Below are 16,625 nucleotides of genomic sequence, written 5' to 3'. Positions count from 1 at the left end.
CAGCGTAAGGCAGAACCCTGGCCGCGGCTCTCGGCGGAGGTAGCATCGGGCAGGTGAAACCGGACTTCGTGACCCGCCGCGCGGCGCAGCTCGGCCTCGCCGCTCTCGCGCTGCGACCACCGAAACCGCGGCCCACCTCGGTGCCGGTGTTCTTCGCCGGCTGGCTCACCGGCGAACTCGCGCCGCACCTGCTCGCGCTCACCGCGGCCGACACCGTGCAGCACGTCGCGCGCCACGGGCTGCGCCGCCGCAGCGACCGCGCCGGGCTGGCTTTGGCGGCGCTCTCCGCGGCCGGTTTCGCCTCGCTGATCGCGACCTCGCAGAAGGCGCGCAACGAAGTCGAGGGCGCGCTCGTCGAAGCACTCGGCGAGGACTACCGCGCCCAGCTCTCGAACCCGTCAGACTTCTCGACGCCGTGGGGGCGGCTGCTGATGCCGTTCCGGATGCACGAACCGGACGTCGTGCGCGACCGGAATGTCGCTTACGCCCCTGGCGGCAAACGCTTTCTCCTGGACGTCTACCGGCCGCGCGAACCGGTCCGCGACGCGCCGGTGCTGCTGCAGATCCACGGCGGCGCGTGGACCATCGGCAACAAGGAACAGCAGGGCCTGCCGCTGATGCGCCACCTCGCCCGCCGAGGCTGGGTCTGCGTCGCGATCAACTACCCGCTCTCCCCCGCTTCGCGCTGGCCGGCGCACATCGTGGCGGCCAAGCAAGCGCTCGCCTGGATCCGCGAGCACATCGCGGAGTACGGCGGCGATCCTCGCTTCGTCGCGGTCACCGGCGGTTCGGCGGGCGGGCATCTGGCCGCGCTGCTCGCGCTGAGCCAGAACGACCCGGCGTTGCAGCCCGGGTTCGAGGAGGCGGACACGAGCGTGCAGGCCTGCGTGCCGCACTACGGCGTGTACGACATCGCGGCGTCGACCGGCGAGGAGGAAAGCCGGTACCGCCTGGAAAGCCTGATGGCGCGGCGGGTGTTCGCCCCGGAACACCGGATGGACGACTACCTCGCGGCGTCCCCGATGGACCGGGTCGCCGAGGACGCGCCGCCGTTCTTCGTGATCCACGGCAAGCACGACTCGCTGGTGCCGGTCGCGGAGGCGCGGGAGTTCGTCTCCCGGCTGCGCGCCAAATCGGCCAACCCGGTGGCGTACGCGGAACTCGCCGGCGCGCAGCACGCGTTCGACGTGTTCCCGTCAATCCGCAGCACGCACGTGGTGCGCGGCGTCGAGCACTTCCTGGACTGGGCGCACGCTCAGGCGTTGACCCCGGTCAGCGAGAAGAACTCCTGACGCGACCGGGCGTCCTCGCGAAGCGTGCCCATCAGGGTGGACGTGACCGTGGACGAACCGGTCGCCTGGACCCCGCGCAGCGTCATGCAGGTGTGCTCGGCCTCGATCACCACGCCGACGCCCTTCGGCGACAACTGGTCGCCGAGCCAGCCCGCGATCTGCTTCGTCAGCCGCTCCTGCACCTGCGGACGGCACGCGAAATGCTCGACCACGCGCGCGAGCTTCGACAGCCCGAGGATCCGCTCGCCCGGCAGATACCCGACGTGCGCGACGCCGATGAAGGGCAGCAGGTGGTGTTCGCAGACCGACCGCACCGGGATGTCGCGGGCCAGCACCAGCTCGTCGTAGCCCTCGTCGTTGGGGAACGTGGTGAGGTCGAAGGAGCGGGGCGTGAACAGCTCGGCGTACGCGCGGGCCATCCGGCCAGGCGTGCCGCGCAGGCTCTCCGAATCGAGGCTGATGCCGAGCGCGCGCAGGAAATCCCCCGCCGCGTTTTCGGCCGCGGCCAGGTCGAAGCCGGGGACCGGCTCGTGGACGACGCGGAGTGCGGTTCCGGACATGGGCGATCCTCGGCTTCGGGGCTGGCAGGACGGGTTTCGCCTATAAATCTTGGTCTTATCGCGGGGCGGAGTCAATGTGACCAGGTGAACAAGCCGGGTAGCGGGTTCGGAGAACCTCGCTGGGCGTTATCGTGGATGTGTGACGAGTGACCTGGCGACGATCCGCGCGGTAGCGGCGCTGGACGAGGACCTGCGCCGGGGGATGTACGCGTTCATCCGCGCCGCCGGCCGCCCGGTGACGCGCGAGGAGGCCGCCGCGGCGGTCGGCATCTCGCGCAAGCTGGCGGCGTTCCACCTGGACAAACTCGTGACGGCGGGCCTGCTGCGCGCCCGCTACGAGACCGTCGGCGGGGTCCGCAAGGTGGGCCGAGCCCCGAAGGTCTACGAACCCGCCGCGACCGATTTCGCGATCACCATCCCGCCGCGGCACCCGGACGTCCTGGCCGCCATCCTGGTCGACGCGGTCGCCTCGGCGGCCCCCGGCGAACCGGCCAGGGATGCGGCCCTGCGCGAGGCCGGACGCCACGGCTCCGCGGCAGGCGCGGCCGAACGCGAACGCTCCCGCCCCGGCCGGCTGGGCACGGAACGCGGGCTGACCCTGACGAGCACGGTCCTGGCCCGGCACGGCTTCGAACCGAACCGCGAGACGCCGGTGTGCCTGCGCCTGCGGAACTGCCCGTTCCAGCCGCTGGCCGCACGCGCGCCGGACCTGGTGTGCGGGATGACGGACCGGTTCCTGACCGGGGTGGTGGAGGGGCTGCAGGTGCCGGGGGTGTCGACGGCCCGGGTCTCGCCGCACGACGGGGGTTGCTGCATCGAGCTTCGGGGGACGGAGTCGGCTGGCGGGTGACCAGCCCGCCACACCTCGGCTACCGCACCGCCAGAGAACCTTCCGACGCGTGAATCCGCTCGAGCGATCGCTTGACGTGCTTCCATTGCGGCGCATCGACTCTGCCGTGGGCCAGACTCGTCTTCGAGTTGCGCGGGAGGCCAGACGCGCGCCGGACCTCGTGTGCGGGATGACGGACCGGTGCCGGGGGCGACCCGGGTCCCGCCCCGCGACGGGGGTTGCTGCATCGAGCTACGGGGAACGGAGCCAGCTGGCGGGTGACCGGAATCAGCCCGGACACACCTCGGCTACCGCTCCGCGAAGGGCCTCCCGCCACTCCGCCAGCGAACCTTCCGGCGCGTCAATCCGCTCAAGCGACCGCCTGACTCGCTCCCATTGCGACGCATCGACTCTGCCGTGGCTCGCCGCGGTGGCCAGCAGCCCAGCGAACTCCGCCTCAGCCTCGACGAGCGCGCACCAAACCTCGAACTCCGCCTCCTCGTCGGGTTGCGCGGGAGGCCGGACGCTTGTCACCCGGTCAAGCACCCTGCGGTACCCGATCTCGTGCATCACAGCGACACCGCGCGCAGCACCCGCTCCACGTGCGCGGCTGGCCAGTCCTCCGTGAACGGCCGCGTGCGCAGCAGCCACCGATGAAAAACCGGGCCCAGCAACAGTTCCGCACCGTCCTCCGGCGATTCCACGCCAGCCCGGGCCAGGCGGGCGGCTAGGGCGCGCAGTTGCGGGCCCAGCAGGCGGTCCAAGACCTCAGCGCCGACGGCCGGGTCGGTTTGCAGTTCGGCGGTCACCGCGCGGAGCAGGCGGTCGGTCGCCGGGTCGGTCAGCTCGGCGATCATGCCGGCAACCAAGGTTTCCAGGTCCGCGCGCAGGTCGCCGGTGTCCGGGATGGCGACCTCGCCGGAAGCGTCCAGGCTTTGCTCGAGCAGCGCGTCCAGCAGCACCTCGGCGGGCGACGACCACGTGCGGTACAGCGTCTGCTTCCCGGCGCCCGCGCGGGCCGCGATGCCCTCCATGCTCAGGCCGCCGAAACCGGCCTCGGCGGCAAGCGAGAGCACCGCGGCGTGCACGCGGGCCCGGGTGCTGGCGCGCGCCACGTCAGATCTCCGCGTCGGCGAAACGCTTGTCCTGCCGGTAATCCGCCAACCGGCCGGACAGTGCGGTCGCCACCATCGCGGGGGCGTCGGCACCGGCCAGCACGCGGAGCCGCTGGTCGTCCGGATCGTTGACGTGCCGCAGGATCTCGGCGGCGATCTCCTCCGGCGGCGTGCCCCCGCCGGTGCCGCTGGCCGCCCACGGCACGGCCGTCGTGCCGAACGTCCGCTCGCGCAGCCCGTCGTAGGCCGGGTCCGGGGCGGCGAACCGCATGCTGCCGGTCGCCCATTCGGTGTCCATCCCGCCGGGCTCGACGATGCTCACCCGCACGCCGAACTCCGCGACCTCCTGCGCGATCGCCTCGCTCATGCCCTCCAGCCCCCATTTGCTCGCGCTGTACAAGCCGAATCCCGGCACCGAACCGGCCCCGCCGACCGACGAGACCTGCACGACGTGCCCCGACCGCTGTTCGCGCAGCACCGGCAGCGCCGCCTGGGTCAGCCACAGCGCGCCGAGCAGATTCGTCTCCAGGATGTCCCGCGCTTCGTCCTCGCTCACTTCCTCGGCCATGCCGACCAGCCCGTACCCGGCGTTGTTCACCACGACGTCCAGCCGGCCGAACTCCGCCACCGCCCGGCGGACGGTTTCCCGCGCGGCGGCCCGGTCACGCACGTCGAGCACGTGTTCCACGACGTTCCGGTGCTCCGGCGCACTCCCCGGCGTGCGGACGGTCGCCAGCACCCGGTCGCCCGCTTCCGCCGCGGCCAGCGCCAACGCCCGGCCCAGTCCGCGACCGGCCCCGGTGATCACCCATGTTCTCGTCATGCCGCAGACGGTAGCACGAAACGAGACGGACCGTCTCGTTTCGCTCGCGTGAGCCACGCTTTCCGCGGGGCAGGCCGTCTCGTGCGCTCGGGTGACTCAGCCCTCCGCCGGATAAGCGAGATCCACCGGCTGCTCGGCAGGCGGCCCGTCCGGCCACCACTGACCCGCGACCCGCACGAACCGGTACCACCGGCGGTCCCGCCCGTAGCGGAGCTGGACCGCTCCGGCCGTCACCCGGTTACGCCACACCTTCACCTCCCCCGGCAACTCCGCCAGCTCCGCGCGGGCCGTCGCCAGCGGCCCGGGGCCGGGGCTCCATACGTCCCGCAGTGCCGCCAGCCCGTTCCGGCCCGCCTCCCGCCACGCCTGCGCGGACACGATCAGCTCCGACGGCGCGACCCCAGCGGCCTCGGCCAACCCGAAGACGTCCGCACCCGGCCGGGCCGCGCGCCGGGCCAGATCCTCGGCGAAAGTCAAGTCCGCCAAGGCATCCCGGGTATGCAGCAGGTCGAACGCGAGCGCGGCCGCGTCGGCGGCCAGCGCGGTGAGCGCCGCGGAGGTCAGGCCGGTGCGGGCGGGCGGATCGAGGTCGAGCACGGCGGGCGAGCCGGGTTCGCCGGGGACCGCGGGCAACGGCGGCAGCGGCGCGATCCGGCGCGAGTACGCCTTTTTCGGCGTCAGCCCGACGTCCGGCGCGCGAGCCGGACGCACCGCGCTGGGCGCCCGCAATTCGCGCAGCCGGGCCAAAACCTCGTCCCGGCCCCGGCCGCGCAGGGTGAACAGCACGAACGGATCGGCGTCCACCTCGTCGGCGACCAGGTAGTACACCGCCGCCACGTGTTTGCACGGATTCGCGCTGTCCGGACAGGAACAGCGCGGCCGCAGATCGCCGGGGCCGGGCAGCAGATCGGCCCCGGCCTCGCGGGACTGGACGGCCAGCTCCTCCGGCAGTTCGCCGTCGAGCAACGCGGCGGCGTGCCCGAGGCGGCGACCCGCGACGTCCAGCAGCTTGTCCCATTCCTCGGCGCTGAACTCGCGCATCCGGATGGCGACGCGGTACGGGTCCGGCCTGCTTCCCCGCACCCACGCGGTGATCTCGCCCGCACTGATCGCCAGCTCGTCCACGACGCCCTTGCGCGCGTACGTCCGCCCGCGCGGCAGCCGGTTCGGGTCCAGCTTCGCGCGTTGTTCCAGCGCCTCCACCCACGCCCGGCCCCACCATCGCCTGCCGAACGTGCGCCGCGGCGGCATCAGCCGCTCCCGAGCCGGACGAGGTCGGCGAGCTGGTCGTCGGACAGCTCGGTGATCCAGTCCTCCCCCGCGCCGACGACCGCGTCGGCCAGCCCGCGCTTGGTCTCCAGCACCGCGGCCACGCGCTCCTCCAGCGTGCCCTCCGCGATGAGCCGGTGGACCTGCACCGGCCGGTCCTGGCCGATCCGGTACGCGCGGTCGGTCGCCTGGTCCTCCACCGCCGGGTTCCACCAGCGGTCGTAATGGATCACGTGGGTGGCCTGGGTGAGGTTGAGCCCGACGCCGCCCGCCTTGAGCGACAGCAGGAACACCGGCGTCTCGCCGGACTGGAACGCGGCCACCATCTCGTCGCGCCGCTTCGGCCCGACCTCGCCGGACAGCAGCGCAGTGGGCAGCCCGCGCTCGGCGAGCCGCCGCTCCAGCAGCCGGCACAGCCGCACGTACTGGCTGAACACCAGCACGCTCTCGCCCTCGTCGAGGATGACGTCCAGCAGTTCCTCGAACGCGGCGAGCTTGCCCGACCGGCCGGTGAGCGTCCCGGTGCTTTCCTTGAGGTAATGCGCCGGGTGATTGCAGATCTGCTTGAGTTCGGTGAGCAGCTTCAGCACCTGGCCGCGCCGCTGCACGCCCTGCGCCTGCCGGATCTGCGCCAGGTTCTCCCGGACCACCGCCTCGTACAGCGTGGTCTGCTCGGCGGTGAGCGGGACGTACCGGTCGGTCTCGGTCTTGCGCGGCAGCTCCGGCGCGATGTCCGGGTCGGTTTTGCGGCGGCGCAACAGAAACGGCCGGACCGTGGCGGCCAGCCTCCCGGTGACCGCCTCGTCCCGGTCCCGTTCGATCGGCCGCGCAACGGTGCGCCGGAACTTCTCCAGCGGCCCGAGCAGCCCCGGCGTGGTCCAGTCGAGCAGCGACCACAGTTCGGTGAGCCGGTTTTCCACCGGGGTGCCGGTGAGCGCCACACGCGCCGCCGCGGGCACCTGCCGCAGCTGCTTCGCCGTGGCGGACAACGGGTTCTTCACGTGCTGCGCCTCGTCCGCTGCGACCATGCCCCAGTCCACTTCGGACAGCAGCTCGCGGTCGCGGCGCAGCACGCCGTACGTGGCGAGCACGACCTCGTCCGGGGCCAGGTCGTCGAGATGCCGTCCGCCGCCGTGGAACCGGCGCACCGGCACCTCCGGCGCGAACTTGCCGAACTCGCGTTCCCAGTTGCCCAGCAGCGAGGTGGGGCACAGCACCAGCGTCGGCCCCGCGGTCAGCGCGCGGCGATGCAGGTGCAGTGCGATGAGCTGGATTGTCTTGCCCAGCCCCATATCGTCGGCCAGGCACGCGCCGAGGCCGAGATCGGTCATCGCGACGAGCCAGCCCAGCCCCGCCCGCTGGTACGGCCGGAGCGTGGCGGTGAGCCCGTCCGGTTCTTCGACGGGCGCGGGATCCCGTTCGCGCAGCCGGGCGGCGAGCCCGGACAACGCCGGCTGCGGCGCGAACTCGACCCGCTCGCCGTCGACTTCCAGCTCGCCGGTGAGCGCCGCGGCGAGCGCTTCGGCCCCGGTGAGCCGCGACCGTTTGGCCCGCATTCGCGCCAGCAGCGCGGGATCGAGCTTCACCCACTGGCCGCGCAGCCGGACCAGCGGGCGTTTGGCCTCCGCGAGTGCGGCCACCTCCTCGTCGGTGAGGTCGCTGCCGCCGAGGCTGAGCCGCCAGCGGAATTCCAGCAGGCCGTTGAGCGGGAACGCCGGACCGGATTCGCTCGCCGGCGCCTGCGTGACACTCGCCTTCGCGCGGACCTCCCCGGCGAAAAGATCCTTGGGCCACAACACTTCGATGCCCGCGCCGCCCAGATCGCGGGCACCGGTGCCGAGAAGGTCGACCACCTCGTCGTCGGACAGCGGGAGCGTGGTGGGCGCTGGTTCGGACAGGACCCGGCTCAGCGGCGGCCAGGCCCGCGCGCCTCGTCGCAGGCCAAGGAGGAGCTGGGTTTCCACTTGATCGCCGAGCCGGTGCAGCACTGCTTCGGGTGCGTCCCACAGAGTCGCGGCTTCAACGACCAGACTGGGCTCGAGGGTGGACCGGACGGCCAGAACTCCGGCGAATTCCTCGTCGGTCGCTTCGATCCGCAACAGCAGTTGCGCGCCGTCCGGGCGACGGGCTTCCAGTTCGGTGAGCCAGGCCGCGCCGTCCGGATCCAGCAGCGTGGGCTGGAACTCGGCGAACGCGGCCCCGCCGGATCCGACTGCCGCCGCCGGACTGCGCACCAGCACGTCCGCCGCCGCGTCCCACACCGCGCGAACCAGGGATTCCGGCGAGTGCAACCGAATCCGCTTCACTCCGGACAACGGCAACGCGTGTGCTTCCGGCGGCAGGGCCGCGGCGAGCCCGCGCAGGAGTTCTTCGTCGGCCGAGTCCAGGGGCCCGACCCGCCAGGTGCCCAGGCCGCTCGGCGTGGACGCCGGACGCAACCGCCCGCGCGCCACCAGGTTCACCCCGGCGTTGACGACCGCCGACCAGGCGGCGAGGGCCGGGCTCGTTTCGTCCGGCACCACGAGCAGCCGCGGGATGGCGTCCGCCAGCGGCACGAGCCTCGCCACGACCTCGGTGCGGGCGAACTTCCCGCCGCCGGGCAGGACGAGCTGGATCGGGGTGTCCCCCTCGATCTCGTCGCCCCACAACGCCAGGACTCCCTCTCGCGGGGGATCCGAGGGGAGGTAGGTGGCTTGGGTGGTCTGGTCGAACTCCACCCCGGCACCGTAACGTCTTGGTCCGACAATTTTGCTCGTCGCCTGGCGGCGACATTGCCGTGGTTAGTGCGTGGGGCACCCCGAAGCTTGATTGTGCTGACGGTTCGGGGGTGCTTGTCAAGGCGGGAAAGATGCCTTGACAACCACCCCCGAACCGCAGGGAGGCTTCGTATCGGGGTGCGGGGCGGGGGCTGGGTGCCTCGCTGGTTTGGGTGGGTTGGCTGCGGTTTGGGCGGTGAGGACGGCTACTTGTCCAGGAGCAGGTGTACCGAAAGCTCCAGTCGGCTCGCCACGTCGGCGGCCGAAGCGCGGCGGGTCACCCAGGCGACCAGGTTCGCCATCCACACGTCGGCGACCACGTGGAAGATGTCGCGGTCCGCCTCGGTCGGGTCGTCGATGCCCATCGCGCTCGCGAACATGTCCTCCATCAGCCTGCCGACCAGTTCGACCTCGGCGGCCGCGGACGTGTCGGCGAACATGAACGCGCGCACCATCGCCTCGGTCAGGTGCGGATCGCGCTGCATGAGGCGGGTGTTGCGGCCCAGGACGAACATCAGGCGCTCGGCGGGGGTTTCGCCGGGGATCGCGCTGCGCTGGATTTTCTCGTGCGCGGCCTCGAACTGCTGCGCGAGACCGGACACGAGCAGGTGAATTTTCGACGGGAAGTACCGGTACAGCGTGCCCAGCGCGACGTCGGCTTTCTCGGCGACCGCGCGCATCTGCACGGCGTCGTAGCCGCCCTTGGAGGCCAGTGACAGCGTCGCGTCGATGATGCGGCGGCGGCGGTCCCGCTGGGCGGCGGAGCCCAGCTCCTCGCCCATCGCGCCGAGGCCGTTCGCCCGCGTTTTCGCCGCCGGCGTCTTCGCCTTCCCCGGCATCGCCCTTCCCCTCGTCTCGCGGAACTCGTTCCAGTTTCCGGCTAAGCGTACCTGCCCTGAAGAAAGCTTCAACTCGCGACCACCTGGCGGAAAAACTGTAACACGTTCTACACTCGCCAGTAGCTCTGTACCCCGCGAGGAGGAGACCGATGCCGGTCGCGCTCACCGAGGAACAAACCGCGCTCGCCGCCGCTGTGCGGGACTGGGCGGCGGCACACGATCCGGTCGCCGCTGTGCGGGCCGCCGAAACCACTGGCGCCAGCCTGCCGGAAGGGTTCGCCGCGCTGGGGCTCACCGGCATCGCGTTGCCTGCGTCGGTCAACGGGGCGGACGGGACTGTCGCGGATCTCGCGGCCGGGCTCGCGGCCGCCGCCGAAGCGCTGGTGCCGGGGCCGTTGCTGAGCACCGCGCTGGCCGGGCTGCTGCTCGCGGAGCACTCGAAGGAACTCGCCGCCGAGATCGCGGACGGGACCGCTCACGTGGCGGTGCAACTGGACGACGCGACAGTGCCCGGCGCGGATGCCGGGTCGTGGCTGCTCGTGCCGCGAGGCGAGCGATACGCGCTGATTCCGCCTGGGACGGCGGTGGAACCGTTGGCCCCCTTCGACTTTTCGCGCTCGCTGGGGCGCGTCAAGGCCGACGCATCGGGCGAGGTGCTGGACCTGCCGGACGTCCGCGATCTCGCGGCGACGCTCGCGGTGGCGGAGGCGGCGGGCGTGGCGCGCTGGTGCCTGACGACAGCCGTCGAGTACGCGAAGGTCCGCGAGCAGTTCGGGCAGGTGATCGGCGCTTTCCAGGCGGTGAAACACCTGTGTGCGGAGATGTTGTGCCGCACCGAAGCCGCCGAAGCGCTGGCGTGGGACGCGGCTTCAGCGGTCGGCGATCCGCTGGCTGTCGCGAGCGCAGCGGCGGTGGCGTTGGACGCTGCGGTCGAGAACGCGAAGGACTGCATCCAGGTTCTCGGCGGAATCGGGTTCACCTGGGAGCACGAAGCGCACCTGTATCTGCGACGCGCGTTGGCGTTGCGGCAGTGGCTCGGCGGCTCGCAGCGATGGCGGAAGCGGGCCGCGGACCTGGCGTTGGCCGGGAAGCGGCGGACGCTTGGTGTGAACGTCGGCGAGGACGCCGAGGTAACCCGGCTCGTCGCGGAAATCGCCGCGCTGCCGGAGGAAAACCGTCGCCAAGCGCTGGCGGACTCGGGCTTGCTCGCCCCGCATTGGCCAAAGCCGTACGGCCGGGGCGCGGACGCGGCGGAGCAGCTGCGGATCGACACCGCGCTGACAGCAGCGGACATCCAGCGGCCGGACATGGTGATCGGCGGCTGGGCAGTGCCGACGATCCTCGCGCACGGCACCGATGAGCAGCGCGAACGCTTCGCCGGGCCGACCCTGCGCGGCGAGGTGACCTGGTGTCAGCTGTTCAGCGAGCCCGGCGCCGGCTCGGATCTCGCGTCGCTGCGCACCTCGGCACGGCGGACGGACGGCGGCTGGCTGCTCACCGGGCAGAAGGTGTGGACGTCGCTCGCGCACGAGGCGGACTGGGCGATCTGCCTCGCCCGCACCGACCCGGACGTGCCGAAGCACAAGGGAATCACGTACTTCCTGGTCGACATGCGAGCCGCCGGGATCACGACGCGGCCGCTGCGCGAGATCACCGGGCGAAGCGTGTTCAACGAGGTCTTCCTGGACGACGTCTTCGTGCCGGACGCCGATGTCGTCGGCGAACCCGGCGCGGGCTGGAAGCTGGCACGCACGACGCTGGCGAACGAACGCGTCGCGCTCGGCCGCGGTTCGGCGGTCGGCGAGAACGTCGAAGAGCTGCTGGAATCGGCGCCGGAGGACGTGGACTGCGACCGGCTCGGCGCGCTGATCGGACAGGGCAGCGCATGTTCGGTCCTCGACCTGCGGGCCACGCTCCGCCGCCTCGACGGACTCGGACCCGGCGCGGAATCGTCGGTGGCGAAGCTGCTCGGGGTCCGGCATCGGCAGGAAACCGCCGAGTTCGCCCTCGATCTCGCGCCGGACCTGGTCGCGGAAACCCCTGCGGCGCAAGAGTTCCTGCTGACCCGCTGCCTGTCCATCGCGGGCGGCACCACGCAGGTCCTGCTCTCCGCCGCCGCAGAACGCGTGCTCGGCCTCCCCGCTGACCGTCCGTGAAGGACTCCTTGAAGGAATCTGATTCCCTCAAGGAGTCCTTCACGGACAGCTACTCAGCCCGGTGAGCGGCGGCCAGCCGGGCGTACTCGTCCAGCAGCGCCAGCGTTTCCGCCTCCGGCAGCGTCGGCAGCATGAACCCGTAGTGGTCCAGCCCGGCGGCGGCGTATTGCTTGATCGCGTCCGCGTCGGCCGGTCCGCCGTACAGGGTCGACGGCAGGTCGCCGCGCCCCGCGTCGGCGAGCCGCTGCCGGATGTCGCGCACCTGGTCCGGCGAGACCGCGGGGTTCGGGATCCACCCGTCGCCGTGCTCGATCAGCCGCTTGAGCGCCGCGTCGCTCGCGCCGCCGACCAGGATCGGCGGATGCGGCTTCTGCACCGGCTTCGGCCACGCGAAGATCGGGTCGAAGTCGATGTGCTTGCCGTGGAACTCCGCCTGCTCCTGGGTCCAGATCGCCTTCAGCGCGGCGATCTGCTCGTTCAGCAGCGCACCCCGCGTCTTAGGATCAGTGCCGTGGTTGGCCATTTCCTCCCGGTTCCAGCCCGCCCCGACCCCGAACGCGAACCGGCCGCGCGAAATCAGGTCGAGCGAGGCCACCTCCTTCGCGGTGTGGATGAGGTCGCGCTGGATCAGCAGCACTACCCCGGTGCCCAGCACCAGCTCCGAGGTGTTCACCGCGGCCGCGGTGAGGGCCACGAACGGGTCGAGCGTGCGGTAGTAGATCCGCGGCAGCTCTCCCCCGCTGGGGTACGGCGTCTCCCGGCTCGCCGGGATGTGCGAATGCTCGGCGAGGAAGAGCGACGCGAAGCCGCGCTCCTCGGCCGCCTCGCCCAGCACGTCGGGCCGGATGCCTTCGTCGGTCACGAACGTCGAGATCCCGAAATCCATGCCTCCTTCTACCTCGCGGATCCGGCAGGTATTCCCGGGAGAGGTGTTGACAGATCACCAGCATGGTCCGCTAGCGTGAAATCATCACCTGTTGAATAGGAGGCCGCGGATGGATGTGACAGACGTCGACTTCGAGGAGATGTACCAGGGCAAGACCCCGATCGGGGACAAGATGCCGTGGGACATCGCCGGCCCGCAGCCGGCGGTGGTCGCGCTCGAAGCGGACGGCGGATTCCACGGCGAGGTGCTCGACATCGGGTGCGGCCTCGGCGAAAACGCGCTGTTCCTCGCGTCTCGCGGACACCGCGTGACCGGTCTCGACGGCGCGCCGACCGCGCTCGCGCGTGCCCGCGAAGCAGCCGAGAAGCGCGGCCTGGACGTCACCTTCGCCCAGGCGGACGCAACCCGGCTTGAGGGCTACGAAGGCCGCTTCGACGCGGTCCTCGACAGCGCGCTCTACCACTGTCTCGACGAAGAGGAGCGGCACGCGTACGTGGCGGCGCTCGGGCGCGCGACCAAGCCCGGCGCACAGCTGAACGTGTTCTGCTTCTCCGACGCGGTACCGGAGAACTTCCCGGTGCCGTACCGGATCACCGAGCAGAACCTGCGCGAAACCGTCGGCGACGGCTGGACGATCGACGCGCTCGAACCGGCCGTCTACACCACCGCGATGAGCCGCGAGGGCCTCATCGCGGCGGTCGCCTCCGTCTCGCCGGACGAAGACCTGGACCCGACCGCGCTCAACGCACTGGACGTCGACGAGCAGGGCCGGGTCCTCGTCCCGATGTGGCGGCTGGCCGCGCGGCGGGCGTGACGGGTCAGACGTTGCGCCGGTACTGGCCGCCGACCTCGAAGAACGCCTCGGTGATCTGACCGAGCGAGCACACCCGCGCGGCATCCATGAGCACGTCGAACAGGTTGCCGCCGCGGGTGGCCGCGTCGCGCAGCGCCTTGAGCGCCTGCTGGGCCTCCTCGCGGTGCCCCTGCTGGAAGTCGGCGAGCCGGCGCAGCTGCGACTGCTTCTCGTCCTCGGTCGCGCGGGCCAGCTCCACCTCGACGTCGTCCTCGCCCGCCTTCGGGTTGCGGAAGGTGTTGACGCCGATGATCGGCAGCGAGCCGTCGTGCTTCTTGCGTTCGTACAGCAGCGATTCGTCCTGGATCCGGCCGCGCTGGTAGCCGGTCTCCATCGCGCCGAGCACGCCGCCGCGTTCGGAGATCCGGTCGAACTCGGTGAGCACGGCCTCCTCGACCAGGTCGGTCAGCTCGTCGATCACGAACGAACCCTGCAGCGGGTTCTCGTTCTTCGACAGGCCCCACTCCTTGTTGATGATCATCTGGATGGCCATCGCGCGGCGCACCGAGGACTCCGAAGGCGTGGTGATCGCCTCGTCGAACGCGTTGGTGTGCAAGGAGTTCGCGTTGTCGTACAGCGCGCACAGCGCCTGCAGCGTGGTGCGGATGTCGTTGAAGCTCATCTCCTGCGCGTGCAGCGACCGGCCGGAGGTCTGCACGTGGTACTTGAGCTTCTGCGACCGGTCGTTCGCGCCGTAGCGCTCGCGCATCGCCACGGCCCAGATCCGCCGCGCGACCCGGCCGAGCACCGAGTACTCCGCGTCCATCCCGTTGGAGAAGAAGAACGACAGGTTCGGCGCGAAATCGTCGATGTCCATGCCGCGCGCCAGGTACGACTCCACGTAGGTGAACCCGTTGGCGAGCGTGAAGGCCAGCTGCGAGATCGGGTTCGCCCCGGCCTCGGCGATGTGGTAGCCCGAGATCGACACCGAGTAGAAGTTGCGCACCCCGTGCTGGATGAACCACTCCTGGATGTCGGCCATCATCCGGAGGCTGAACTCGGTGGAGAAGATGCAGGTGTTCTGGCCCTGGTCCTCCTTGAGGATGTCCGCCTGCACGGTGCCGCGCACGTTCTTCAGCGCCCACTCGCGCAGTTCGGCGGCCTCGGCCTCGGACGGTTCGCGCCCGTGCTCCTCGCGGAACGCGGCGAACTTCTGGTCGATCGCGGTGTTGAGGAAGAACGCCAGGATCGTCGGCGCGGGGCCGTTGATCGTCATCGACACCGATGTGTTCGGTGCGGTCAGGTCGAAGCCGTCGTAGAGCGCCTTCATGTCGTCCAGCGTCGCGATGGAGACGCCGGACGTGCCGACCTTGCCGTAGATGTCCGGGCGGGTGTCGGGGTCGTGGCCGTACAGCGTGACCGAGTCGAACGCCGTCGACAGCCGCTTGGCCTCGGAATCGGCCGACAGCAGTTTGAACCGGCGGTTGGTGCGGAACGCGTCGCCCTCGCCGGCGAACATCCGCGCCGGGTCCTCGCCCTCGCGCTTGAACGGGAAGACGCCCGCGGTGTACGGGAAGTAGCCGGGCAGGTTTTCCCGGCGCAGGAAGGAAAGCAGCTCGCCGGACTCGGTGTAGCGCGGCAGCGCGACGCGCGGGATCCGGTTGCCGGACAACGTTTCCCGCCACAGCTGGGTGCGCAGCTCCTTGTCCCGGATCTTCACCACCAGCTCGTCCTGCCGGTAGTCCGCGGCCAGCGCCCGGAACCGCTCGAGGAGCTTTGTCGACTCGCCGTCCACATCGGACTCCGCGGCGGCGATGAGGCCGTCCAGCGCGTCCGTGCTCGCGTCCGCTTCGGACAGCGCGGCCTTGGCCTCGACCAGGTGCTCGTGCTTGCGTACCGCGGCGACCTGTTTTTCGGTCTGCTCGTGGTATCCGCGCACCGTCTCGGAAATCTCGGCGAGGTAGCGCGCGCGGTTGCCCGGGATGATCGTGCTGGCGTCCGTGGACACCTTGCCCGACACCGCCGGCAGCGTACCGGTCGACACCGACAGCCCGCGGTCGGCGAGCATGTCGCGCAGGTGCTGGTACAGCGCGGTCACGCCGTCGTCGTTGAACTTCGCCGCGCTCGTGCCGTACACCGGCATCTCCTCGGGCGCGGACCCGAACGCCTCGCGGTTGCGCACCAGCTGACGCGCGACGTCCCGACGCGCGTCCTCGGCACCGCGGCGCTCGAACTTGTTGATCGCTACTACGTCGGCGAAGTCGAGCATGTCGATCTTCTCCAGCTGCGACGCGGCGCCGAACTCCGGCGTCATCACGTACAGCGACTCGTCCACGTAGTCGACGATGCCCGCGTCGCCCTGGCCGATGCCGGGCGTCTCCACGATCACGAGGTCGAACCCGGCCGCCTTGCACGCCAGGATCGACTCGCTCAGCCCGGCCGGGATCTCGCCGCTGGTGGTGCGGGTGGCGAGCGAGCGGAAGTACACCGGAGAGCCGTCGAGGCAGTTCATCCGGATGCGGTCGCCGAGCAGCGCGCCGCCGCCCTTGCGCCGCGACGGGTCCACCGCGAGCACCGCGATGCGCAGCTTGTCTTCCTGATCGAGCCGGAAACGGCGGATCAGCTCGTCGGTGAGCGACGATTTGCCCGAACCGCCGGTGCCGGTGATGCCCAGGACCGGCACCTGCCGCTGCCCGGCGGCCTCGGTGATCGCCGACAGCCATTCGGCGGGGAGATTTTCGCGCTGCAGCTGGGTGATCACCCGCGCGAGCGCCGGCACGTCGCCGGACAGCAGCTTGTCGACCGAGGCGGGCGGCTGCGCGGACAGGTCGCTGTCGCAGGCCTTGATCATCATGTTGATCATGCCCGGCAGGCCCATCTCGTAGCCGTCTTCCGGCGAGAAGATCCGCGCCACGCCGCGCGAATGCAGCAGGTCGATCTCCTCGCGCACGATGACGCCGCCACCGCCGCCGAACACCTTGATGTGCCCCGCGCCGCGCTCGTTCAGCAGCTCCACGAGGTAGCTGAAGTACTCGACGTGCCCGCCCTGGTAGGCGGAAATGGCGACGCCCTGGACGTCCTCGGCGATCGCGGCCGTGGCCACCTCGTCGACCGACCGGTTGTGGCCGAGGTGCACCACCTCCGCGCCCTGGGACTGCAGGATCCGCCGCATGATGTTGATCGAGGCGTCGTGGCCGTCGAACAGGCTGGAAGCCGTGACGAACCGGACCGGGTTCGCGGGACGGTACAGGTCGCTGCCGCTCATCCTCCCAATTTACTAGGACTTCCTACTATTGGAAACCCGAGC

Annotated in this window: 13 protein-coding genes; 4 read left to right on the top strand and 9 right to left on the bottom strand. The window is 71.0% G+C overall.

Features of this window, described 5'->3' with window-relative positions; genetic code table 11:
* Positions 1 to 53: 53 nt before the first annotated feature.
* Positions 54 to 1,292 (top strand): alpha/beta hydrolase, encoded by a 1,239-nt coding sequence (locus RPX00_RS26010; protein WP_406629209.1) that lies wholly within the window; start codon positions 54 to 56, stop codon positions 1,290 to 1,292.
* Here RPX00_RS26010 and folE read toward each other — a convergent pair.
* Positions 1,256 to 1,852 carry a GTP cyclohydrolase I FolE gene (gene folE / locus RPX00_RS26005; RefSeq protein WP_406629208.1) on the bottom strand — a complete coding sequence of 199 codons (597 nt, stop codon included), beginning with the start codon at positions 1,850 to 1,852 and terminating at the stop codon, positions 1,256 to 1,258. The two genes, RPX00_RS26010 and folE, sit on opposite strands and share 37 nt — an antisense overlap.
* A 139-nt stretch (positions 1,853 to 1,991) precedes the next feature.
* Between folE and RPX00_RS26000 the strand changes: the two genes are divergently transcribed.
* On the top strand, positions 1,992 to 2,702 hold the full coding sequence (locus tag RPX00_RS26000) for a helix-turn-helix transcriptional regulator (protein ID WP_406629207.1): 711 nt from the start codon (positions 1,992 to 1,994) through the stop codon (positions 2,700 to 2,702).
* 267 nt (positions 2,703 to 2,969) lie between these two features.
* On the opposite strand, the gene RPX00_RS25995 is transcribed toward RPX00_RS26000, so the two are convergent.
* The 6 genes from RPX00_RS25995 to kstR all read right to left on the bottom strand — a co-directional run bounded on the left by RPX00_RS25995 (position 2,970) and on the right by kstR (position 9,483).
* Positions 2,970 to 3,251: a hypothetical protein gene (locus RPX00_RS25995; protein WP_406629206.1), complete on the bottom strand. Its 282-nt coding sequence runs from the start codon at positions 3,249 to 3,251 to the stop codon at positions 2,970 to 2,972.
* Positions 3,251 to 3,796, bottom strand: coding sequence for a TetR/AcrR family transcriptional regulator (locus tag RPX00_RS25990; protein WP_406629205.1), 546 nt, complete (start codon positions 3,794 to 3,796; stop codon positions 3,251 to 3,253). Before RPX00_RS25990 ends, RPX00_RS25995 begins: the two co-directional genes overlap by 1 nt.
* Before the next feature lies 1 nt (position 3,797).
* Complete coding sequence (locus tag RPX00_RS25985) at positions 3,798 to 4,619, bottom strand: SDR family NAD(P)-dependent oxidoreductase (RefSeq protein ID WP_406629204.1); 822 nt, start codon at positions 4,617 to 4,619, stop codon at positions 3,798 to 3,800.
* Between the two features lie 96 nt (positions 4,620 to 4,715).
* On the bottom strand, positions 4,716 to 5,870 hold the full coding sequence (locus RPX00_RS25980; protein ID WP_406629203.1) for an SWIM zinc finger family protein: 1,155 nt from the start codon (positions 5,868 to 5,870) through the stop codon (positions 4,716 to 4,718).
* Entirely contained in the window at positions 5,870 to 8,605 is a 2,736-nt protein-coding gene (locus RPX00_RS25975) for a DEAD/DEAH box helicase (protein WP_406629202.1), read from the bottom strand. Before RPX00_RS25975 ends, RPX00_RS25980 begins: the two co-directional genes overlap by 1 nt.
* A gap of 245 nt (positions 8,606 to 8,850) precedes the next feature.
* Entirely contained in the window at positions 8,851 to 9,483 is a 633-nt protein-coding gene (kstR, locus tag RPX00_RS25970; RefSeq protein ID WP_037809922.1) for a cholesterol catabolism transcriptional regulator KstR, read from the bottom strand.
* 149 nt (positions 9,484 to 9,632) lie between these two features.
* Here kstR and RPX00_RS25965 point away from each other — a divergent pair, with 149 nt between their 5' ends.
* Positions 9,633 to 11,639, top strand: a complete 2,007-nt coding sequence (locus RPX00_RS25965) for an acyl-CoA dehydrogenase family protein (RefSeq protein WP_406629201.1) — start codon at positions 9,633 to 9,635, stop codon at positions 11,637 to 11,639.
* Positions 11,640 to 11,688: 49 nt separating this feature from the next.
* On the opposite strand, the gene RPX00_RS25960 is transcribed toward RPX00_RS25965, so the two are convergent.
* Entirely contained in the window at positions 11,689 to 12,525 is an 837-nt protein-coding gene (locus tag RPX00_RS25960) for an LLM class F420-dependent oxidoreductase (RefSeq protein ID WP_406629200.1), read from the bottom strand.
* 109 nt (positions 12,526 to 12,634) lie between these two features.
* Here RPX00_RS25960 and RPX00_RS25955 point away from each other — a divergent pair, with 109 nt between their 5' ends.
* Positions 12,635 to 13,339: a class I SAM-dependent methyltransferase gene (locus RPX00_RS25955; protein ID WP_406629199.1), complete on the top strand. Its 705-nt coding sequence runs from the start codon at positions 12,635 to 12,637 to the stop codon at positions 13,337 to 13,339.
* A gap of 4 nt (positions 13,340 to 13,343) precedes the next feature.
* Here the strand turns inward: RPX00_RS25955 and icmF are convergent, their stop codons facing one another.
* On the bottom strand, positions 13,344 to 16,583 hold the full coding sequence (icmF, locus tag RPX00_RS25950; RefSeq protein WP_406629198.1) for a fused isobutyryl-CoA mutase/GTPase IcmF: 3,240 nt from the start codon (positions 16,581 to 16,583) through the stop codon (positions 13,344 to 13,346).
* Positions 16,584 to 16,625: the final 42 nt, after the last annotated feature.

It is taken from the genome of Amycolatopsis sp. WGS_07, assembly GCF_045278895.1.
Lineage (GTDB): Bacteria > Actinomycetota > Actinomycetes > Mycobacteriales > Pseudonocardiaceae > Amycolatopsis.
The sequence above is the reverse complement of the archived record's forward strand: the minus strand, read 5'-3'. Positions and strand labels throughout refer to the sequence as shown.

What these genes read in the sequence shown, in the direction of transcription:
- kstR (WP_037809922.1), bottom strand. Translation starts at nt 9,483, where the DNA reads ATGCCGGGGAAGGCGAAGACGCCGGCGGCGAAAACGCGGGCGAACGGC.
- folE (WP_406629208.1), bottom strand. Translation starts at nt 1,852, where the DNA reads ATGTCCGGAACCGCACTCCGCGTCGTCCACGAGCCGGTCCCCGGCTTC.
- RPX00_RS25980 (WP_406629203.1), bottom strand. Translation starts at nt 5,870, where the DNA reads ATGCCGCCGCGGCGCACGTTCGGCAGGCGATGGTGGGGCCGGGCGTGG.
- RPX00_RS25960 (WP_406629200.1), bottom strand. Translation starts at nt 12,525, where the DNA reads ATGGATTTCGGGATCTCGACGTTCGTGACCGACGAAGGCATCCGGCCC.
- icmF (WP_406629198.1), bottom strand. Translation starts at nt 16,583, where the DNA reads ATGAGCGGCAGCGACCTGTACCGTCCCGCGAACCCGGTCCGGTTCGTC.
- RPX00_RS25985 (WP_406629204.1), bottom strand. Translation starts at nt 4,619, where the DNA reads ATGACGAGAACATGGGTGATCACCGGGGCCGGTCGCGGACTGGGCCGG.
- RPX00_RS25965 (WP_406629201.1), top strand. Translation starts at nt 9,633, where the DNA reads ATGCCGGTCGCGCTCACCGAGGAACAAACCGCGCTCGCCGCCGCTGTG.
- RPX00_RS25955 (WP_406629199.1), top strand. Translation starts at nt 12,635, where the DNA reads ATGGATGTGACAGACGTCGACTTCGAGGAGATGTACCAGGGCAAGACC.
- RPX00_RS25995 (WP_406629206.1), bottom strand. Translation starts at nt 3,251, where the DNA reads ATGCACGAGATCGGGTACCGCAGGGTGCTTGACCGGGTGACAAGCGTC.